Below are 18,853 nucleotides of genomic sequence, written 5' to 3'. Positions count from 1 at the left end.
CTCCGCAGCCTACGATCGCGGGGTGACCCCGGCGGCGACAGCGCAGAAGCGCATCGACAGCGCGCAGACCGTACGCGAACAACCGGATGTATCGGTCAACTCCGCGTCCGGCGACGGACCGGACGACGGACCGGACCGCCCGGCGCGCGGCATCCCGGCGATCGTACGGCGTCGTCTGGCGCCCTTCGACGCGCGCCTCGACCCGTGGTCCTGGGTCGCGACCGGCGTGGTCGTCGCGATCGCCGCGATCCTGCGCCTGGTCGGGCTGGGACACCCGCCGGGCAAGATCTTCGACGAGATCTACTATGCCCGCGACGCCTGGGGCCTGGTCACCAAGGGCGTCGAGTGGAACTACACGGACAACGTCGCGTCCTACGTGGTGCATCCGCCGCTGGGCAAGTGGCTGATCGGGCTCGGCCAGTGGGCCTTCGGCTACGCCGACACCGAGCAGAACATCTCGGTCGCCGGCCACCTCGTGACGCTCTCGCCGGAGGTCGGCTGGCGGGTCGTCCCGGCGATCATCGGCACCCTGTCGGTACTCATCATGGTCCGGACGGCCCGCCGACTCTTCCGCTCCACCGTGCTCGGCTGCGCCGCCGGTCTGCTGGTCGCCCTCGACGGCTTCCACCTCGTGCTGTCACGCACCGCGCTGCTCGACATCTTCATCATGTTCTTCGTCTTCGCCGCATTCGCCGCCCTGGTGGTCGACCGCGACGCGCGCCGCCGCCGCTGGCTGAACGCGATGGAGGCGGGCCTCGACCCGAGCCGCCCCGGCCGGGCCGGCCGGCCCACCTTCGACTGGCGCGACGGGGTCCCGTGGTGGCGGCTGCTCGCCTTCGTGTTGATGGGCTGCGCCGTCGCGGTCAAGTGGAGCGCGCTGGCCTTCGTGCCGGTCTTTGTGCTGATGATCCTGTGGTGGGAGGCCGGCGCCCGCCGGTCGGCCGGCGTACGGCGCCCGTGGCGGGACACGCTGCTCGACGAGTCCGGCTGGCTGATTCTCGGTGGCGTGGTGCTGGCGCTCACCTACCTGGCGACCTGGACCGGCTGGTTCCTCAGCGACGAGGGCTACTACCGGCACTGGCGGGCCGACTCCGGCCTGTCGGAACCGCCGGTCATCGGGGCGCTGCTCAACCTGGCGCACTACCACTCCGAGGCATACAAGTTCCACAGCACCCTCGACACCTCGCACACCTACCAGTCGTGGCCGTGGCAGTGGCTGCTGCTCGGCCGTCCGGTGGCGTTCTACTGGTCGACCGACGGGACCTGCGGGGCCGCGAGCTGCGCGGCCGAGATCCTGCTGCTCGGCACGCCGCTGCTGTGGTGGTCGTTCCTGCCGGCCATCGTGGCGGTGGCCTGGCTCGGCATCGCCCGGCGCGACTGGCGGGCCGGCACGATCCTGCTCGCCCTGGCCGCCGGCCTGCTGCCCTGGTTCTACTACGCCCTCGACGACCGCACGATGTTCAACTTCTACACCGCGCCGGCCCAGCCGTTCCTGGTGCTGGCGGTGGTCTACGTGCTCGGTGCGATCATCGGACCGGTCCGGCCGCCGGCGCCGGCGGGTGAACCCGGCGCACCACCGCCGGCGGAGATCGACGCCGGTGCCGCCGACAGCGGCGCGGACGGCGCGGCAGGGCCGGGCGTCGGCCGGGCGGGCGAGCCACCGGCCGGGCTCGACGCGTCCGGCGCCGCGCCGGCCGAGGGCTCCGACGTGATCGTGACGGGCGAGAAGCCGGCGGCCGACGACACCGGGTCGACGTCGTCGGGCGGCTCCGACCGTCGCCTCGTGGGCGCGGTCATCGCCGGCGTGTACGTCCTGCTGGTGGCGATCTGTTTCGCCTACTTCCACCCTGTTTTCGTCGGGAAGCTGCTGCCCTATGCCGAGTGGTCGGCGCGGATGTGGTTGGGCAGCCGCTGGATCTGACCGGGCCGGCCGGCGGGTCGCGGCTCCACAGCGGCGCGCCGGCTAGGCGGATCGCGGCCCCGATCAGGCCCGATGCCGGGCGATTCAGGCGCAAATAGGTGCGCGCCCCGATCGCCTGCCACGGGGGAAGCGGGCGATTGGGGCGCGCACGCATGAGCTTAACCACCCTGGATCACCCGCACAACGGGTGACCTCCGGTCAGATTTCCGACCGTCGCCTCGGCTTGCCGCCGACACCGTCGTCAGGACCGCCGGTCGGCCGACTCTCCTTCCCCCACTGTTAACACAAGATCCCTTCCGCCGAGGGAACCGTATGTGTCTATATCTGCGTCAGACGATTTAACCCCCGACGTGGATGGAGTTGACATGTCACGGACCCTCCGGTGGGCTGCCGCGCTGTTGGCCGGTAGCACCGTCGCCGTACTCGGCCTGGCCGCCCCGCTCAGGCCGCCACCATCTCCCAGCCGCTACGTACGATGATTGCCAACCTGCCGGTCGCCGGCGAAGTGCGTACGGGCTACAACCGGGACCTCTTCCCGCACTGGATCGACGCGAACAACAACGGCTGCAACACCCGCTACGAGGTGCTCATCGCCGAGGCGACCACCCGCCCGTCGGTCGGTTCCGGCTGCACCCTGTCCGGCGGCCGCTGGTACTCGTACTACGACGGGGTCACCACCACCACGCCCAGCGGCTTCGACATCGACCACATGGTGCCGCTGGCCGAGGCGTGGGACTCCGGCGCCCGCAGCTGGACCAACTCGCGCCGGCAGGCGTTCGCCAACGACCTCGGCGACGCCCGGTCGCTGGTCGCCGTCACGGCCAGCAGCAACCGCTCGAAGGGCGACAGGGACCCGGCGGAGTGGACGCCGTCGCGCGACCTGTGCCGCTACATCGGGGAGTGGACGGCGGTCAAGACCCGCTGGCGGCTCACCGTCGACACCGCCGAGAAGAACGCCCTAACCAGCCGTGCCGCCGGCTGCTCCAACGTCACGCTGACCGTCACCCACGCCTTCTGATCCGGCCCCCGGTCCACCGCCGGCAGGTCGCAGGATTTGCCGGCGGTGGACGGGGTACGTCCTCCGGGACCGTTGCCGGCGGACCGGGAAGGTGTGGCGTGAACGTCCAGACAACCGAAACCCAGATCAAGATCGGCCAGATACGCCTCGACGCCGACCTGGTGGTGCCGCCCGACGCCGAGGGGCTGGTCGTCTTCGCCCACGGCAGCGGCAGCTCCCGGCACAGCCCGCGCAACCGGGCGGTGGCCGCGGTCTTCAACGAACGTCACCTGGCCACCCTGCTTGTCGACCTGCTCACCGCCGAGGAGGAGCAGGTCGACCTCCAGACCGCCGAGCTGCGGTTCGACATCGGGCTCCTCGCCGACCGGCTGGTCAACATCGTGGACTGGCTGGGGGACAGCCGGGCCACGCCGCCGCTGCCGATCGGGCTGTTCGGCGCCAGCACCGGCGGGGCCGCCGCCCTGGTCGCCGCCGCCGCGGCCCGCGACCACATCCGGGCGGTGGTGTCGCGGGGCGGCCGGCCGGACCTGGCCGGCCCGGCGCTCGCCGACGTACGGGCACCCGTCCTGCTGCTGGTCGGCGAACTCGATCACGAGGTGGTCGAACTGAACCGGCAGGCCGCCAAGATGCTGTGCGCCGGCACCGAACTGCGGATCATCCCGGAGGCCACCCACCTCTTCGAGGAGCCCGGTGCGCTGGAACAGGTGGCCGACGAGGCCGCCACCTGGTTCCACGACCATCTGACGGTGCCGGCCTGACCGCGGGTCGCCCCGTTTCTGTCCGCCCCCCGCCGTAACCTGACCGGACTGGTTACGACAGGGGGCGGACCGATGGACCTACTGGCGGGCGTACGCGAGATCTGCCTCGGTTTTCCCGAGGTCACCGAGCGGTTGAGCCACGGCACACCGACCTGGTTCGTGCGTGGCAAGAGCACCTTCGTGACGTTGCACGAGACCGGTCACCACAAGAACGAGTTCCCGCACCTGTGGTGTGCGGCGCCGGCGGGTGCCCAGGAGGAGTTGATCGCGGCCACGCCGGAGCGGTTCTTCCGCCCGCCGTACGTCGGTCACCGGGGTTGGCTCGGCGTACGGCTCGACGGCGACGTGGACTGGACCGAGATCGCCGAGTTGTGCGAGGACGCCTATCGGCTGATCGCGCCGAAGCGCCTGGTCGCCGAACTCGACGCCCGCTAACGGTCACCCGCTCGCTGGCGTCAACCTTCATTGACAACACTCCTGGGCGTCAACTAACGTTGACTCATCAACCAAAGTTGACGGACCTTCAGAGTCTGCCCAGACTGTCGTTCATGGAGGCTGACGAACTGATGAGCCTGGTCAAGGTAGCCGGCGACGACGATCCGAAGAGGGCCCTCGCCGCCACCGCCGCCGCCCGACGCGAACTCGAACGCCTGGAGGCGGTGCAGGTCCGCCGCGCCCGCGCCCAGGGCGGCACCTGGGCCGAGATCGCCACCGCACTCGGCGTGAGCAAGCAGGCCGTGCACAAGAAGTACGGCGGTCACGGCCTTTTCCACAGCGAGCGGTAGCCCGGCCCGCCGGCCGATCCGGCTCAGCCGACGGCGCGGGCCTGGGCGGCGAAGTACGCGGCCTGGGCCGGGTAGTAGTCGGCGAAGTCGGGCAACGGCCGCCCGTCCCGTGCCGCCACCAGCATGTCGAGGTAGTACTCCCATCCCGGGCCGGCGTTCTCGGCCACCGCCGGATCGGCCAGGTGGTGCACGAGTTCGAGCGTGGTCACCCCGCCGTCCTCGGTCAGCCGCAACTCCATACGCCAATCCCCCGCCTCGTCGCGCATCGAGACGGCGAGATGCCGCGGCGGCTCACAGACTTCGATCCGCAGCTCGCACCATGGCGTGCCCTCCTCGAACCCCATCTGCACCTCGACGGTGCGACCGGGGCCGGCCTCGCCCCGCCACGCACCGAACCAGCGGGCCGTCCGGTCCGACTCGGTGACACTCGCCCAGACGTCGTCGATCGACGCGCGGAACGTCCGGGTCAGGACCATGTCGTACGTCCCGGTGGCGCCTCCGACGAGGCGCCCGGTGAGTTTCGGTGTCATGCGATCTCCTCCTGCCCGGACGCGGCGAGACGCCCGGCTCGGTCGGTCGGGCCGGCACGGTGGTCACGCCGGGTGCGGCGTACCTCGGTGTCGAGGGCGTCGAGCCGGCGCTCCCACGCACCGGCACGGTCGAGGCCGTTGATCCACGCGACGAGCGGACCGAGCGGACCGATCTCGATCGAATAGACCCGGTGCCGACCGTCGATCCGGTCCACCACCAGGCCACTCTCCCGCAGCACCCGCAGATGGCGGCTGATCGCGGGGCGACTGACGGTGAACCTGGCCGCAATGTCGCCGGCGGCGAGCGGACGGTCCCGCAGCGCCTCCAGGATCTCCCGGCGAACCGGGTCGGCGATGGCATGGGCGACGGCATCCACGGGTACATGTAACCACCTTGTTACGCGTTCGGCAAACGTCGGCCGCCACGGGACCTCCCCGCGACGGCCGACGATCCACATCACGTCGGGCGGCGCTGCGCGCTACCGCCGCCCGGACACCCGCCCCTAGCGGTAGATCCAGAGGGTGTAGGTGGCGATACCGTTGAAGTCACAACGGTGGTCGAGCCAACGCCCCTGGACCACCCCTCTCGCCCCGGCGAGCTCACACTGCGCCTTGGCGGCATTCGGGTCGCTGATGTTGACGTACGAGTTCCACAGGATCCACGACGCAGCCACACTCGCCCGGTCCGCCGGCGCGGCCACCTGACCGGGCGCCGCCGCCTGCGCGATCCCGGCCCCGCCGACACCGACCACGACCGCCGCCGTCAGCCCGACCAGCACCTTCACAGCAGTACGCATCCAAAACCCTTCGTCGCGATTTGTTCCAGCCCGTATCCCGACCGGATCAACAGGAGGTCGGCCAACCCGGAATCAATACTCGTCGGCCGGGCTGCGGCGGCCAAGAAAATACCGATTCCGATCCGCGAGCAATTGATAGATTCTGATTTATGGGTGGCTATGGCGCACCACGGAAGACGCCGGCCGCCGCCGGCCCCCAGACCGATCCCAGCGTGCACCAACTACGGCTGCTGCTGGTCCTCGCCGAGGAACTGCACTTCGGCCGGGCGGCGGCCCGGCTGTTCATGACCCAGCCGGCGCTCAGCCGGCAGATCAAGGCACTGGAGGACCGTTTGACGATCCGGCTGGTCGAGCGCACCACCCGCACCGTCGTACTCACCCCGGCCGGACAGGCCCTGCTCCCCGCCGTACGGGACGCGGTGAGCGCGATGGACCTGCTACGTCGGGAAGCCGACAGCCATGGCCGCAGCCTCACCGGACGGCTGTCGATCGGCTCCATCGGCGCCGAGGCGGCAATGCCGTTCACCCACGCCATCCTCGACCAGTTGCGCTCCCGACACCCCGACATCGACGTACGGATGTCGAGCCTGAACTTCGTCGACCACATCGCCGCCCTGGTCAGCGGCGATGTCGACGTCGCCTTCCTGCGTCCGCCGGTGCCCCCGGGCATCGGGCTGCTGCACCTCGCGACCGAGCCCCGGGTCGCCTGCCTGCCCGCCGACGACCCGCTCGCCGCCGCGCCCCGGCTCACCCTGGCCCAGCTCGGCGGGCACACCTTCCTCGACGTACCGCCCGAGGCCCCGCGGATCTGGTGGGACTTCTGGGCGGTCAACCCGCGCCCGGACGGCACCGCCGTGCGCTTCGGTGGGGTGGTCAGCGACATGGAGGGGCTGCTGCACGCCGTGGCCCGCGGCGAAGGGATCTGCTTCCTGCCGGCCGCCGCCCGGAAGTTCTATCCCCGACCGGGAATCGCCTACCGCGACGTGACCGACCTGGCGCCGAGCACCTCGGCCCTGGCCTGGCTGGACGGCAACCGTGACCAGCCGGCCGTCGCCGCGATCCGGCGAGCCGCCCGTACGGTGCTCGCCCGCACCGCACAACCGCCGGCCTGAATTGCAATATCAGGCCGGCGCAAACCGGTGTGGAGTGCGATTTCTATCTTGTGCCGGTGCGAAGATTCGATCACCTGGCCCGTATCGCGGAACTGGACCCGCACCGCGACTATGCGGAAATCTACCGGCTGATGGTCTTCCACGAATTTCCGTGGGATCTGCGAACAGCCGGCAAATTGATGATCTGGCACCTGTACGCGCTGCCGTCGACCGCCCGGGTCGTCGGGTCGACCGACGCGCTGCTCGACCGGGCCGAGGGCACCGCGCTGACCTTCGGCGACCTCATCGAGCACGGCCTCGACTCGCCGCAGGGCCGGGCCACCATCGGCCTCGTCAACCGGTCGCACCGGGGCTGGCCGATCAGCACCGAGGACCACCGGTACGCCCTCGCCGGGCTCACCGTCACCACCCTGCGCTGGCTCGACCGGCACGGCTGGCGGCGACCGTCCACCAACGAACGGATCGCCGTGGCGGTCTTCTACGCCGAACTCGGCCGCCGCATGGGCGTACCGGACCTGCCCCGCGACCCCGACGTCCTCGCCGCCTTTCTTTCGGGGTTCGAACGCGACCGGCTCGCGCACACCCGCGAGGGCCGGCAGTGCAGCGAACGGACGATCGCGATGGCCGGCGCCCGGGTGCCCCGGCCGCTGGCCCCGCTCGTCGGCCCGGCCATCGCCGCCCTGCTCGACGACCCGGTACGCGCCGCGGTCGGCCTGCCCCGCCCGGCCGCGCCGTCCGCTGGTCACTGCGGACCATGCTGTCCGTCCGGCGCCGGCTGCTCCGGTTCCTGCCGCCGAGACGGGTGCCGACGACACCCCGTACCCGGCGCGGGCTGCCACCGCTCCGGCCGGGCGACCCGCTCCCGGCGGCCGGCCACCACGCCGTGGCTCAGGTCTAGTTCGTGGGGTCGAGCCCGGAGCGGTGGGCGATGACCGCCAGCGCGGTCCGGTCCCGGGCGCCGAGCTTGAACAGGATGCGACTGACGTACGTGCGGGCGGTCGCCGGGCTGATGTGCAGCGCGGCGGCGATCTCGTCGTTCGTCTCGCCGGAGCCGATCCGGGCCAGGACGGCGAGTTCCCGTTCGGTCAGCGCGGACAGCCGCGGATCCGGCTCCGGTGGCTTCGGCGCCCGGGCGAGGCGTTCCATGACGCGCCGGGTGATCGACGGTGAGAGCAGGTTGCCGCCGGCCGCGGCGGTGTGGACCGCCCGGCGGAGTTCGTCCGACGAGGTGTCCTTGAGCAGGTAACCGGCGGCGCCGAGCGCGATCGCCTGGGCGATGTCCTCGTCCTCGTCGAAGGTGGTCAGGATCAGGATCCGCGAACCGGCCAGCGAGTCGTCGGCCCGGATCGCCGCCGTCGCCGCCAGCCCGTCCATGACCGGCATCCGGATGTCCATCAGCACGATGTCGGGGCGCAGCTCCCGTACCCGGAGAAGCGCGGCACGCCCGTCGGCCGCCTCACCGACCACCGAGATGTCCGGGTCGTTCTCGAGCAGGGTCCGCAGCCCGGCCCGAACGAGGTCCTGGTCGTCGACGACCAGCACCCTGATCATGACGGCTGCTCCAGTGGAAGCACTGCCCGGACCACGAAACCCGACTCCTCGTACCCGGCGGTCAACGTGCCGCCGAGCGCTTCCGCCCGCTCCCGCATCCCGGTGATGCCGTGCCCGCGACCGATGTCGCCGTCCTCACCCCGCCCGTCGCCGGCCCCGCCCGGCCCGTCGTCGGCCACCCGCAGGTGCAACGCGGTCCCGTCGTCGTACGCGGTCACCCGGGCCCCGCCGCCCCGCGAATGCCTGACGATGTTGGTGACCGCCTCCTGGACGATCCGGAACGCGGACGCGTCCACCGTGGCCGGAAGTCCGACACCGATCCGCAGGTCGAGCTCAAGGTCGATGCCCGCGGCCGACGCCGTCTCCCGCAGCATGCCGACGTTCGACAGCGAGAGGACCGACCTGGAATTCTCGTCGGGCGAGCGCAGCAGGGCGACCGTCCTGCGCAGTTCGGCCATGGTTCGGGTGGCGGTGGACTTGATGAGGTCGAGCGCCGCCCGGGTCTGGGCCTCGTCGCGGCCCAGTGCCTCACGGGCGACGTCGGCGTGCAACGAGATGACCGACGTGGTGTGGCCGATCGAATCGTGCAGATCCCGGGCGATCGCCAGCCGGTCGGCGTGCACCCGCGCATCCGCCTCCTGCCGGTACCGCTGCGCGGTGAGCTCGGCGATCCGCCGCGCCCCCTCCTGCACGGACCGCCTCGACCGCACGCTGTCGCCGAGCGTGATCGCCGCCGCCATGAGCAGGATGTGCCCGGCCAACTCGTAGTTGACGACGAACGAAAAATCCTGCCCCTCGACCAGCCGGAAGAACACCGACACGACGACCACGACGACCCCGGTCACGACAGCGTGGACGAGCCGGCCGAACTCGGCGGCCGAAAACAGGGCCGCCGCGACCGGAACACCCAGGCCGACCGCCGGATAGCCGGCGGCGTAGTAGGCGAACAGCCCCAGCCCGGTGACGGCCAGCACGACCACCGGATAACGCCGGCGGGCGAACATCAGGGCACCCAGGCCGACCGCCCACAGGTACGCGACCGCGTCCGGGCCGTGCCGTCCGCCCTGGTTCGCCGAGATGACCAGCGACACGACGAGGGTGACACCGGCGCCGAGCAGCGCGTCGACCGCCCACGGCGGCAGCCTCCTCGATGCCCACATCATGAGTTCCACCGTACGGAACCGACCGGCACCCCGCCGTCGTCGGAAAGCGACACCCGGGGTCGCTTCTGAACGTACCGACATCGAGCGCGGATACGGATGTGCCGCCCCCGCCCCGATTCCTAGCTTCGTGGCATGACCTATCCGAGCCATCCGCCGCGCCAGACGTCCACGCCGAACCGTCCGACTCTTGGGCTGCCACTGCTCGCCGCGATCAGCCTCGCCCTTCTCGGAACACCCCGGGTCGTACTCCACGACCTGGACCTCATCCAGGAGGGCACGTTCGTCAACGCGCTCTTCGTGTTCGTACCGCCGGTCGTCTGGATCGCGGTCGTCCTCTGGAAGCGGGTGCCGAACCCGTTCATCACCCTGCTCGTCGTCGGGCTGTTCTACGGCGTCTTCCTCGCCCTCGGGCACCAGCTGCTCTGGAACGTCAGCTTCGCCGACAACCCGCCCGCGCTCGGCGGGAACCTGAGCGATCTCGACCCGACCGCCCAGTCCGCCATCCTGCGTACGTTCGCCGCGATCAGCAGCGTCTTCACCGGAGTGATCGTCGGAGCCATCACCGGCCTGATCGCCTGGGGCCTGAGCAAGGTCATCGGCCCGAAGCGCTGACCCGTATGTCCGGAACCGAAAGGCCGTCTCTTGTTGCGAGAGACGGCCTTTTGAGCTGAGGTGGAGGCGAGAGGATTTGAGTCCCTTACGTCCTGAGCAGGGAAAACATCGCGGACCTACGCCACTATTTTTATCTCTGGTGACGCTCGGTTGTGCCCAAACTGCGCCGGATGGCCTTGCTTCACCTGGCCACCTTCCGTTGGTGTAGCGTTCAAGACACCGCTTCGAAGAGTGTCGATACTGTTTTGGATCAAACCAGACCGCAGTATGGCCTGAACCAACTTCCCGCATACGGCCGGCGCTCCAACCAATCGTCCAGAATTGGGATGAACCTGTGCAGCTCTTCAAAGATGCCCTAGTGGGCCTGCTTGTCGGACTGGTAGGCGTCACATTGGCCGCTGGCTTCTTCTGGATCCGTGGCGATGACTTCTCATGGATCGGCGGTCTCATCTCGGCCCTGGCCGTAGCTATCGGTAGTGCAATCTCGGGAATTCTCCGGCGTCGTCGTCCGACGGCTCACTAACCTCGGCGATTCGCGCCTGGCGCCTGGCTCGAAGAACACACCACCAGCATCAACATCTACTCCCCGACCTACTCCAAACCCCCGCCTGCACCGCGTACGTGATCCAACCGCGGGAACGGACGAAGAGCGCACCGACCACCAGGGCCGGCTCGTGGACAAGCTCATCGCCCGGCAGCGGGCGTTCAAGGCCCGCACGAACCGCCTCAACGTCGTCATCGACGAAGCCGCACTCCACGTGAGAACGCCCGAGCCCGACCTGATGCGCGAACCCCTCGCACACGTCGCCGCCCTCGCCCAACGAACCCGGATCAACATCAAGGTCATCTGGCCCGACGTCAACATCGCCGCTCGGGCTTGGGGCCGTTCGAGGTGTTCCTGATGCCGGACCCGCACCCGGAGGTCGGCTACCTCGACAACCTCGCCGGCCGCATCTACGTCGAACCCCGCACAGGCTGGGAAGATGCAAACCAGAAAGGCCGTCTCTTGATCCAGAGAAAGCCTTGACTCGAAGTGGAGCTGAGGGGATTTGAACCCCTAATGCCAGGCACGGCCGATAGATCAACTCGAATCAGGCAGATCCGGCGCGTGAGCAGGGCAGCAACGCGCAACGACTGTCGACGTTTTACACCCGTTTCCGGGCTCAGTTGTGCCGGATCTGTGCCCGATGATCATGCAACGGGTGTCGTCCTGGCCGCCGGTTCAGTGGGGCATCGCCCGGGCGTGGCTCTCGGCCAGATTCAGGAGGCGCTGCCGGTCACCGTCTGGGTCGAAGCCGTCGCGGTTGAGTGAGACGTCCCGGTTGTCCCGTGTGGTCGACCGTCTGATCGCCGGCACGTGACGGCTACTTCTCTGAACCATCACGAGCGCCGCGGGCAGATACCCCTCAAGCATCGCTGTGAGGATGGGATGGTTCGTCGACAGGTACCGCGCGGTCAGGGCGTCCACGAACGCCGCGAAGGTGTCCGGGTCGATCTCGTACTCGTCCCGTCCGATGTCCGGTCCGACGCCTGACGGGCACCCGGCGACCAGCACCATCGCTTCGGTCATGCGGGCGAACAGTTGCGCGACTGTGTTGGACGGATTCCACAGCACAAGATCGCCAACCTGGAAGTACTGACTCACTGCGCCATGATCCCAGGCCGGACATCTAAAGCACGCTCTGAGTCGGCTCTCGTGTCACGGACAGTGCCCTCGGCGGACACCGCCACAGTGGCACAGTTGACCCGACTTCGCCCGGCATGGACCCGGCTCCTGGGGTCCGAGCTGGCACCCGGCGGCAACCCCTCCCCTTCCCAGGTGAGTGGTTGACCTGACCCCGAGCGGCTGCGGAGTCGGCTCCTGGGCGACCGGCGTGCCCCCTGCGGCCACCGCCCCTATGCTTGGGGCTTGCCGGTCCTCCCCTGCGCTCACCGGGCAACATCTCGTCCGTTTCGCCTCAGGTAACCCCAGCCACCGACTGATGACCTCGGCGGACCCGGCGGAATTGGTGCCAGCGTGAGGAGTCACCGCAAGTCGGCAACCGGGCGACCACTCTTCCCGGTCTTCGAGAGCTGAACCACGACGGCACCGGAGGCGTACCCAGCCAGCCCGACCACCGCGCTCCCGTCGGTCCACTGCCGCGGCGTCCGGTCGAGGCTGGCGCCAGAGCCGCGCGTGCTCCTGGTCCGCGGTCGACGCCGGCTGGCTTGGCCCGCGCGGCTGTCTCTACGGCTTCCCACTGTCGCGCCGTGCGCCGGGGCGTGACCGGCCGCCAGGCCGCATGCGCGCCCCGGCGCGACAAGGCGGCGGGCCGCTTGCGGCCCGCCCTTGACCAAGTAAAGAAAGTCTGAACACGCTACGCTTCAGTACTCCAAGGTCACTTCGCCTTCATCTAGTCCGGTGATGGCGTTGCAGCACGACTGTTTCGCCACAGTCGATAGAACTCGACCTGTTCGTCTACAGTACCGATTTGCGACACTTCAGCTTCGGCAAATATGTCCACCAGGTGCTCTCGTGCTACATGCCTGCCCTTTTGAAGGATATACACACGGCGCGCTCCCAGCATGTCGCGAACCATTCCAGATGGATGACTATCGACACGAGCGCCTTGCACTGCGATAACCCATCCGCCATGTTCTAACATGCGCCTGATATCTTGCAGCGCCGCGAAAAGGTCACGACCGATGACGTCAACAACGCCCGTTGGACCTCCGAGCACAAGCCGATAGGTCCGATCCGGAAGGAGCGTCCAGCGAAGTCGACACCGCATCTGCTCCTGCCCTCGCACTACCAAAACTTCTCGTTCGTCCGTCACCTATCTACCCTACCGATTATCGCCCAGCCTGTGCTGGTCATCCCGCCCTGTACTGCTACACACCCCTGCGCAAGTGGCCAGCTCTCGCTGAAGCATCGAGGAACTGTTCCAGACGGGCAAGGGGCGGGTTGGCCTGGACCACTACCAGGTCTGCAATGTTGTGCTAGCAGCGCGAAACCGAATGAAAGCCACTGCCTTGTCGTCGTGGCGCTTGCTGCGCGGCCATCGTAAGCCGTCGGGATCCGTTGCTTCGGTATCGTGTACAAGTTCGACCAGGCGGGCTGGGTCATCCTGAGTGAGCGTGAATGCGGACGGCCAGTCGGGTGGTACGCCGTAGCGGTCGACGCCGACTGAAACTCCGTCGGTCATGACGAGAACGGCGACTAGGTCGTCACGGTCCCATCGGGCGCGGTAAGCATGGCTGGCAGCCTCGGGTGCCGCTTCGCCAATCCAATATCCCCCGGGCTGGTTGCGCTGAGCGCGTTCGGCGTCGACTAGGCGTCGCCACTGATCGTGGTCATCAAAGCCGAACCCGGCGGACGCAGCGAGTTGTTGGCGCTGGGCCAGGCCGACGCCCTTGAGTCGGTCGTCACGTACGAGGTGAATCGTGCCGCTGCGGGTCAGCGCGGTGACGGGACTGTCACCCAAGACCAGCACGTCTACGGCGTGTTCGTCCCACCGCACGATGCTCACCGTGGCGGACGGCGCGGCGCCGGGCGTCAGTTCGTGTCGCTCGGCCACAACAGCAATCGCATCGGCCAGCAGCGCAGCGAGGTCGCCATGGGGCTCAGCAGAAAGGCGCTGATGGAGTTCGTGGCCCAGGGTGTCGGCATACCACCCGCCGTCGTGATTGCTGGCGTCGGGCTGGGATGCGCCGTCGAGCAGGATGACGGCGTTGGCGGTTGTGAAGATACGGTCTTCGCTCGGCCGATCCCGGCCCGACCGTTCGGCGGTGCGGATCGCGGCTACTCGTGTACGCGGGGGCTGCATAGCGGCTCGCTCCTGGTCACTGTCTCACCGTCGTGATCGCTGGCGATGACCATTGAGAATCGTCTGGTGCCAACCTTGGCGTATAGGTCGGATAAATGGCGGCTGAGGTAGTCAATCGCCCCAACCGAGCCAAGCGCGTGGACCCCGGCGACCACGAGCAGCGTGCGGCGGTCGTCGGCCAAGGCAAGGTGCCCAACGTAGGCAACGTCAGACCACCCCTGGCTGCGTGCGTCATCCATCGGTGACTCGTAGGTCCGGCTGCCGTCGCGCTCACGGATTGTCCACTTCCCCGACTCGTCTGGCTCGAACGTCAGGAACGGGTCCGACTTGATTGCTTCGGCTGTCACATGGGAGGACTTTGGGCCACAGATGGCGACCACGTCGCCTTGGGGCTGCCACTCGCCGTTGGGTGGGATGCGGAAGCGCTCGACCTGGAAGGCCAGATCGGTGAGCAGGCGTGTAACCATGTCTGCTGCCCGGGTGTCCTCGGATGAGATCATCGGCAGGGCTCGGCCGGAGACCTGGCGTTCGGGGATCGCAACGGTGACTGGGCCGACGCCGAAGAACACACGTTCAGCCGGTGGCGCAGTCTGGCGGATCTGGGTAATCCGGCCACGGGTGAGGCCGAGTTCGGCGGCGATGCTGGTGAACGACAACCCTCGCTCGGTCGCCGCTCTGTTGATCGCCTCCTTCCGGAGACGAGCAAGCTCGACGGATCGTTGCTGGTAAACCAAGATCAGTTCACTGGCAAGCTTTGCTCGCCGCAGCGGGTCGGGCTCACGGCGCACGCGCTCGAACTGGTCAGCAGGCTCGCTCACGTCCGCAGTTTAGACCCCCTTGACAGTTGCGGAAGACGCTGCACTCTTGCTTACACCCCCTAAACGTCACTCGGTTGGTCATGAGGGCGGCGTTTAGGGGGAGTAAGCGCGAGAAGGCGGCGAAGGGCCGGCAACGGGCGGCGGAGTCGTCGGGACACGGCGCCCGGTCAGAAGCGTGAACGACACGAAGCACGAAGGATCGAAGAAGAACGAGGCGACATGCGGAACATCCCTGTGAACCTGTCTGGCTACAAGCTGCGGGTGGTGGAGGAGCCGTCGGTGAAGGCGGACAGGAGGGGAAGGTGATCACGGCGTACGGCACGAGTGACCCGCTGTTCACGGTGGCGGTGTTCGCGAAGCCGATCGCGACCGAGGACGGCTACCGGGGCAAGGGTGAGGAGCTGAAGATCACCCTGACCATGGACCCGGGCCAGGTCGAGGAGGGGGAGTTGGTGGAGCTGATCGGGCCGACGGTGTCGCACTGGGAGCGGGACGGGCGGTCGGGTCTGACCTGGAAGGCCCAGGGGCTCAAGACCGCTCGCTGAGCGGCATTCCTGCTTGCGAGGGGTGAGGTCGCTACGCCCCGAGAGGTTCGGCCCGAGTGCTGGCCTCACTCCTCGCTCTACATCTGATAGGCGCCACGGCGTCGGGTCTCCCGGCGCGGTTCCACATGCCCAAACACGGTTACGCACAGTGACGAAAGGATTTGGTGTGTCTCCCCTCCGGCGCCACTCGATTACCGCCGCTGTCGTCGCGCTGGCCGGTACCGCCGGCTACCTCACCGCGCGCCGCTCTCTTCGGGCCGAACTCGCTGCGACTCGGCGGGCGGCTGCCACTGATCCGCTTACCGGGATCGCGAACCGGGCTGGGCTGACTCAGGCGGCTGACCGGTTCATCGCCACTGCTTACCAGGCGGGGCGGCCGGTCGTCGTCGCCCTGGTCGACCTCGTCGGTTTCAAGGCGGTCAACGATCGGCACGGTCACGACGCGGGGGATCACATCCTGACCGTGGTTGCGGCGCGGCTTCGGGGGATCGCGGGACCTGCGGGGATCGCTGCTCGACTCGGCGGGGACGAATTCGCCATCGTCACCACCGGTCCCGCGTCTGGTGGCGCTGACGCTGACGGGTGGCTCGCGGGCTGGCTGCCGCGTATCCATGCTCGCGTCACCACTCCGGCGTCGTACGAGGGTGGAAGCCTCGCGGTCGGTGCCACCATCGGCGCCACCCTGGCCGGTCCTGGCCACTCGATCGGTGCGTGGCTGAGCGCTGCCGATGCCGCCATGTACGCGGCTCGGGCGAACCGGACGGTCACCGCGATCACCACCGCTGTGCCACCGGCCGCCGGCAGCGACACCGGTCGCCGTCGTGACCAGGCCCGACCCACCAGCCATGTGTCCGGTGTGGACGGCCGGGCCAGGGTGTCTCTGGCCGCGTAGAAGTCTTCGGCCCCGCCCCTTTTCTGGTGGGTGACCCGTTCGAGTCGGGTCGGGGCGCTTATGCCGGTGGCAATGCGGCCCATGCGGTCGGATCCTCGGCAGATTGTTCGTTGAGAACTCCACAGTGGGCGGCTCCCCTCCAAACGGCACGGCAGGGGCAAGCGGTGGCGGGTGCGCTACACCGACGCCGCCGGTGAGCCCCGAGAACGGCTGTTCGAACGCAAGACCGACGCGGAAGCCTTCGACCTGAATGCCCGTACCGGTGTCGCGAAAGAGACGAAGGTCGACCCGGCGGAACGACAGGTCACCTTCCGTGAATATGGCGAGCGGTGGCGGCTCTCGCGTCAGATCGGGCAAGCCCTCGACTACCAACGCCACACGGAGTCCCGCCTTCGACACCATCTCTACCCCCACCTTGGCAAGCGGCAGATGCGGGCGATTACGGTCACGGACGTACTGGAGTGGGTGGCGCTGCTGCTGCGGAACAACGTGGCGCAGTCGTCGGTGAAGACCTACTTCGACCTGTTCAACGCCGTCATGAACGCGGCCGTCGCAGACAGGGTGATCTCTGACAACCCGTGCAAGGCGGTGCGGCTGTCGGCGATCCTACGGGGCTTCTCTCGTGCCCGAAGTGGGTGCCGACCGATGAGGACATGCTCGCCCTGGTCGACGTCGTTCCCGACCGCTATCAGGCGGCTATCTGGTGTGGCGCGGGCGAAGGGCTGCGCCTGGGTGAGGTGCTCGGTTTGGAGGACGGGGTGCGGTGCGTCGACCGGCCCCGCCAGGAACTGCACGTGGTTCAGCAGCTCCGCTTCCACAAGAGTGAGTACGGCGGGTTCTACCTCGCTCCGCCGAAAGCGGGTTCGGTCGGTGACGTGGACCTGGACGACCATGTGGCGTTGGTGCTCGCGGAACACGTCCGTAAGTACCCGCCCGCGTTGGTCGAGCTGCCCGACATCACCGCCGGGACTCCGGACCCTGGGAAGCAGGCGAAGCGCCGTGCGGTCCCGCTGCTGTTCACCGACGAACAGGGCAGACCGATCCATGACCAGCGTTGGTCCGACCTGTGGCGTGGCTGGCGCAAGGCGGCGGGCTGGCCCGACGAAGGCACGTTTCACTCCCTGCGGCACTACTTCGCTACTCGCCTGATCACCTCGGGGGCCGACCCGACCGACGTGCAGAACGCTCTACGGCACTCCAGCCTGCGAATCACCCTGGAGACGTACGTGCACTGGTGGCCGAAGAAGAACCGTCGCCGCAACATCGTCAGCACGGCGCTTCGGGAGGCTGCGGGGAACCGCCCAGGGGCGGCGCGTTCGGGCTGAGTTGTGCCGGATCTGCGCCAAACGATCAATGACCAGCGTTTCCGCTGGTCATTGGTGGTGTGGGTGGAGCTGAGGGGATTTGAACCCCTGACCCCCTCGATGCGAACGAGGTGCGCTACCAGTCTGCGCCACAGCCCCTCACCGGACCGGAGCCCGGAAGGTCGACCCGCACCACTTCTCGTGGAGCGAGCCGGGAGTCAGGCTAACAGGTCGGGTGCTCGCTCCGCGAATCAGTACCCGGCGCGTCAACCCCGTCGGCCGCCCACCCGACAGCACCGCCCGGTCCGCGCCCGCTCCGGTCGTCGTGATCGTCTGCGGTTCAGGCGTTCCCGGCACGGCGTGTCGACTGTCTGAACCGCAGACGATCAAGGCTTCGCCCCGGCCCGCCAAAAGAGGAACGGGTCAGCGGGAGTCGCGGGGGTTGGGGCGGCCGGCCTCGTACGCGCGTCCGCGCAGCCCACCCGCCCGCCGGTACGACACCGAGCCCGTGACGCCGCTGCCGGAGGCGGCCTGGGGCAGGTCCCGTGCCCCGTCCAGGCCCATCGCGGCCCGGCGTACGGCTTCGCGCTGGGCGGCCAGCCGGCGCTGCGCCTCGCGGCGGGCGGCCGCCCGGCGGGCCTGCTCGCGGCGTACCTCGGCCTGCCGGGCGGACAGCCAGGCGGCTTCGCGGGCTTCGGCGCGTTGCCGGCGCCGGCCGGCGATGGCCCGGTTGCGCAGGTGCACCACATAGAGCGCGAGCAGCAGTGCGGTCACCGCGAAACTGATCCAGAAACCGGGGCCGACGACCACGACGCCGATCAGCTCGACGACGTTGAGCAGCAGGAGGGCGGCGAGGACCCGGCGTCGGCGGTGCATGGCCGTCGGGCCGCGGCGGGCCGGTGGGCGGCGACGGGGCGGGTGGCGGCGAAGGGCACGAGGCGTAGCCGGGTGGTGCGGCGGGCGCCGGGCGGGCCGGAGACGGATACCGGTGGTCCGGAGACGGGTGCGTTGGCCCGGGGGTTGGGTGTGGTCGACCGGCCGCCGTTGACCGGCCGGCGGCCGGGCACGGTCCGGCGGCGTCGGCGGCGCTGAAGCACCCGCGCCGTCGACTGCGCCCGCTCCGCGACCAGCCGCTCGGTGGCGTCGTATCGGCGTACGAGTGCCGGTGCGAGAGCGAGTAGGCCGGCAGCGGCGAGGACGGCGAGGAGCACCGAGGTCGGCACTCTCTCCCCTCCCGTCAC

21 protein-coding genes, 1 tRNA gene and 3 pseudogenes are annotated in these 18,853 nt (G+C 69.0%); 14 read left to right on the top strand and 11 right to left on the bottom strand.

Annotated elements, in window-relative coordinates; all coding sequences use genetic code 11:
• Positions 1-52 precede the first annotated feature (52 nt).
• The 5 genes from Prubr_RS16070 to Prubr_RS16050 all read left to right on the top strand — a co-directional run bounded on the left by Prubr_RS16070 (position 53) and on the right by Prubr_RS16050 (position 4,482).
• A complete protein-coding gene (locus Prubr_RS16070) occupies positions 53-1,921 on the top strand; it encodes a dolichyl-phosphate-mannose--protein mannosyltransferase (protein WP_212828111.1) in 1,869 nt (622 codons plus the stop codon).
• 475 nt (positions 1,922-2,396) lie between these two features.
• Positions 2,397-2,939: an HNH endonuclease family protein gene (locus tag Prubr_RS16065; RefSeq protein ID WP_246568736.1), complete on the top strand. Its 543-nt coding sequence runs from the start codon at positions 2,397-2,399 to the stop codon at positions 2,937-2,939.
• A 98-nt stretch (positions 2,940-3,037) separates the two neighbouring features.
• Entirely contained in the window at positions 3,038-3,697 is a 660-nt protein-coding gene (locus Prubr_RS16060) for a dienelactone hydrolase family protein (protein ID WP_212826257.1), read from the top strand.
• A 72-nt stretch (positions 3,698-3,769) separates the two neighbouring features.
• The gene (locus Prubr_RS16055) at positions 3,770-4,132 is read left to right on the top strand and encodes an MmcQ/YjbR family DNA-binding protein (protein ID WP_212826255.1); all 363 of its coding nucleotides are present in this window, start codon (positions 3,770-3,772) and stop codon (positions 4,130-4,132) included.
• A 113-nt stretch (positions 4,133-4,245) separates the two neighbouring features.
• Positions 4,246-4,482: a helix-turn-helix domain-containing protein gene (locus Prubr_RS16050; RefSeq protein ID WP_246568734.1), complete on the top strand. Its 237-nt coding sequence runs from the start codon at positions 4,246-4,248 to the stop codon at positions 4,480-4,482.
• A 23-nt stretch (positions 4,483-4,505) separates the two neighbouring features.
• Here the strand turns inward: Prubr_RS16050 and Prubr_RS16045 are convergent, their stop codons facing one another.
• The 3 genes from Prubr_RS16045 to Prubr_RS16035 form a co-directional block, all read right to left on the bottom strand.
• A complete protein-coding gene (locus Prubr_RS16045; protein WP_212826253.1) occupies positions 4,506-5,012 on the bottom strand; it encodes an SRPBCC family protein in 507 nt (168 codons plus the stop codon).
• Complete coding sequence (locus Prubr_RS16040; protein ID WP_212826251.1) at positions 5,009-5,389, bottom strand: metalloregulator ArsR/SmtB family transcription factor; 381 nt, start codon at positions 5,387-5,389, stop codon at positions 5,009-5,011. Before Prubr_RS16040 ends, Prubr_RS16045 begins: the two co-directional genes overlap by 4 nt.
• 126 nt (positions 5,390-5,515) lie before the next feature.
• Complete coding sequence (locus tag Prubr_RS16035) at positions 5,516-5,809, bottom strand: hypothetical protein (protein ID WP_212826249.1); 294 nt, start codon at positions 5,807-5,809, stop codon at positions 5,516-5,518.
• A 149-nt stretch (positions 5,810-5,958) separates the two neighbouring features.
• On the opposite strand from Prubr_RS16035, the gene Prubr_RS16030 reads away from it, so the two are divergent.
• Together Prubr_RS16030 and Prubr_RS16025 are read left to right on the top strand one after the other, a co-directional pair.
• On the top strand, positions 5,959-6,921 hold the full coding sequence (locus tag Prubr_RS16030; protein ID WP_212826247.1) for a LysR family transcriptional regulator: 963 nt from the start codon (positions 5,959-5,961) through the stop codon (positions 6,919-6,921).
• Between the two features lie 56 nt (positions 6,922-6,977).
• Complete coding sequence (locus Prubr_RS16025) at positions 6,978-7,853, top strand: oxygenase MpaB family protein (protein ID WP_212826245.1); 876 nt, start codon at positions 6,978-6,980, stop codon at positions 7,851-7,853.
• Here Prubr_RS16025 and Prubr_RS16020 read toward each other — a convergent pair.
• Together Prubr_RS16020 and Prubr_RS16015 are read right to left on the bottom strand one after the other, a co-directional pair.
• Complete coding sequence (locus Prubr_RS16020; RefSeq protein ID WP_212826243.1) at positions 7,816-8,472, bottom strand: response regulator; 657 nt, start codon at positions 8,470-8,472, stop codon at positions 7,816-7,818. The two genes, Prubr_RS16025 and Prubr_RS16020, sit on opposite strands and share 38 nt — an antisense overlap.
• Positions 8,469-9,635: a sensor histidine kinase gene (locus tag Prubr_RS16015; RefSeq protein ID WP_212826241.1), complete on the bottom strand. Its 1,167-nt coding sequence runs from the start codon at positions 9,633-9,635 to the stop codon at positions 8,469-8,471. The genes Prubr_RS16020 and Prubr_RS16015 overlap by 4 nt, the downstream gene beginning before the upstream one ends.
• Positions 9,636-9,767: 132 nt before the next feature.
• Here Prubr_RS16015 and Prubr_RS16010 point away from each other — a divergent pair, with 132 nt between their 5' ends.
• The 3 genes from Prubr_RS16010 (at position 9,768) to Prubr_RS37680 (ending at position 11,274) form a co-directional block, all read left to right on the top strand.
• The gene (locus Prubr_RS16010; protein ID WP_212826239.1) at positions 9,768-10,247 is read left to right on the top strand and encodes a hypothetical protein; all 480 of its coding nucleotides are present in this window, start codon (positions 9,768-9,770) and stop codon (positions 10,245-10,247) included.
• A 476-nt stretch (positions 10,248-10,723) separates the two neighbouring features.
• A complete protein-coding gene (locus Prubr_RS37685) occupies positions 10,724-11,149 on the top strand; it encodes a Scr1 family TA system antitoxin-like transcriptional regulator (RefSeq protein ID WP_281425922.1) in 426 nt (141 codons plus the stop codon).
• Positions 11,149-11,274, top strand: a complete 126-nt coding sequence (locus Prubr_RS37680) for a hypothetical protein (RefSeq protein ID WP_281425921.1) — start codon at positions 11,149-11,151, stop codon at positions 11,272-11,274. Before Prubr_RS37685 ends, Prubr_RS37680 begins: the two co-directional genes overlap by 1 nt.
• A gap of 195 nt (positions 11,275-11,469) precedes the next feature.
• Here the strand turns inward: Prubr_RS37680 and Prubr_RS16000 are convergent, their stop codons facing one another.
• From Prubr_RS16000 to Prubr_RS36885, 4 genes are all read right to left on the bottom strand, one after another.
• Entirely contained in the window at positions 11,470-11,892 is a 423-nt protein-coding gene (locus Prubr_RS16000; protein WP_246568732.1) for a DUF6086 family protein, read from the bottom strand.
• 748 nt (positions 11,893-12,640) lie between these two features.
• Positions 12,641-13,063, bottom strand: a complete 423-nt coding sequence (locus tag Prubr_RS15995; protein WP_212826235.1) for a hypothetical protein — start codon at positions 13,061-13,063, stop codon at positions 12,641-12,643.
• 141 nt (positions 13,064-13,204) lie between these two features.
• A complete protein-coding gene (locus Prubr_RS15990) occupies positions 13,205-14,053 on the bottom strand; it encodes a protein phosphatase 2C domain-containing protein (RefSeq protein ID WP_212826233.1) in 849 nt (282 codons plus the stop codon).
• The gene (locus Prubr_RS36885) at positions 14,029-14,871 is read right to left on the bottom strand and encodes a hypothetical protein (RefSeq protein ID WP_246568731.1); all 843 of its coding nucleotides are present in this window, start codon (positions 14,869-14,871) and stop codon (positions 14,029-14,031) included. The genes Prubr_RS15990 and Prubr_RS36885 overlap by 25 nt, the downstream gene beginning before the upstream one ends.
• A 219-nt stretch (positions 14,872-15,090) precedes the next feature.
• Between Prubr_RS36885 and Prubr_RS15980 the strand changes: the two are divergent.
• The 4 genes and pseudogenes from Prubr_RS15980 (at position 15,091) to Prubr_RS36875 (ending at position 17,633) form a co-directional block, all read left to right on the top strand.
• Positions 15,091-15,416 (top strand): annotated as a pseudogene (locus Prubr_RS15980) (hypothetical protein).
• Positions 15,417-15,582: 166 nt separating this feature from the next.
• Entirely contained in the window at positions 15,583-16,308 is a 726-nt protein-coding gene (locus Prubr_RS15975) for a GGDEF domain-containing protein (protein ID WP_212823158.1), read from the top strand.
• A gap of 171 nt (positions 16,309-16,479) precedes the next feature.
• Positions 16,480-16,842: pseudogene (locus Prubr_RS38225) on the top strand (site-specific integrase); the annotation flags it as partial.
• A gap of 119 nt (positions 16,843-16,961) precedes the next feature.
• The gene (locus Prubr_RS36875; protein WP_246568729.1) at positions 16,962-17,633 is read left to right on the top strand and encodes a tyrosine-type recombinase/integrase; all 672 of its coding nucleotides are present in this window, start codon (positions 16,962-16,964) and stop codon (positions 17,631-17,633) included.
• Positions 17,634-17,697: 64 nt separating this feature from the next.
• On the opposite strand, the gene Prubr_RS15965 is transcribed toward Prubr_RS36875, so the two are convergent.
• Both Prubr_RS15965 and sepX read right to left on the bottom strand, forming a co-directional pair.
• Positions 17,698-17,771 (bottom strand) — tRNA-Ala (locus Prubr_RS15965).
• Positions 17,772-18,035: 264 nt separating this feature from the next.
• Positions 18,036-18,835: pseudogene (sepX, locus tag Prubr_RS15960) on the bottom strand (divisome protein SepX/GlpR).
• Positions 18,836-18,853 lie beyond the last annotated feature (18 nt).

The sequence above is a fragment of the Polymorphospora rubra genome (assembly GCF_018324255.1).
GTDB lineage: Bacteria > Actinomycetota > Actinomycetes > Mycobacteriales > Micromonosporaceae > Polymorphospora > Polymorphospora rubra.
The sequence above is the reverse complement of the archived record's forward strand: the minus strand, read 5'-3'. Positions and strand labels throughout refer to the sequence as shown.

Coding starts and splice junctions, on each gene's coding strand:
- Prubr_RS16065 (WP_246568736.1), top strand. CDS start 2,397: ATGATTGCCAACCTGCCGGTCGCCGGCGAAGTGCGTACGGGCTACAAC.
- Prubr_RS16055 (WP_212826255.1), top strand. CDS start 3,770: ATGGACCTACTGGCGGGCGTACGCGAGATCTGCCTCGGTTTTCCCGAG.
- Prubr_RS16050 (WP_246568734.1), top strand. CDS start 4,246: ATGGAGGCTGACGAACTGATGAGCCTGGTCAAGGTAGCCGGCGACGAC.
- Prubr_RS16045 (WP_212826253.1), bottom strand. CDS start 5,012: ATGACACCGAAACTCACCGGGCGCCTCGTCGGAGGCGCCACCGGGACG.
- Prubr_RS16035 (WP_212826249.1), bottom strand. CDS start 5,809: ATGCGTACTGCTGTGAAGGTGCTGGTCGGGCTGACGGCGGCGGTCGTG.
- Prubr_RS16030 (WP_212826247.1), top strand. CDS start 5,959: ATGGGTGGCTATGGCGCACCACGGAAGACGCCGGCCGCCGCCGGCCCC.
- Prubr_RS16020 (WP_212826243.1), bottom strand. CDS start 8,472: ATGATCAGGGTGCTGGTCGTCGACGACCAGGACCTCGTTCGGGCCGGG.
- Prubr_RS16015 (WP_212826241.1), bottom strand. CDS start 9,635: ATGATGTGGGCATCGAGGAGGCTGCCGCCGTGGGCGGTCGACGCGCTG.
- Prubr_RS16010 (WP_212826239.1), top strand. CDS start 9,768: ATGACCTATCCGAGCCATCCGCCGCGCCAGACGTCCACGCCGAACCGT.
- Prubr_RS37680 (WP_281425921.1), top strand. CDS start 11,149: ATGCCGGACCCGCACCCGGAGGTCGGCTACCTCGACAACCTCGCCGGC.
- Prubr_RS15990 (WP_212826233.1), bottom strand. CDS start 14,053: ATGCAGCCCCCGCGTACACGAGTAGCCGCGATCCGCACCGCCGAACGG.
- Prubr_RS36875 (WP_246568729.1), top strand. CDS start 16,962: ATGCTCGCCCTGGTCGACGTCGTTCCCGACCGCTATCAGGCGGCTATC.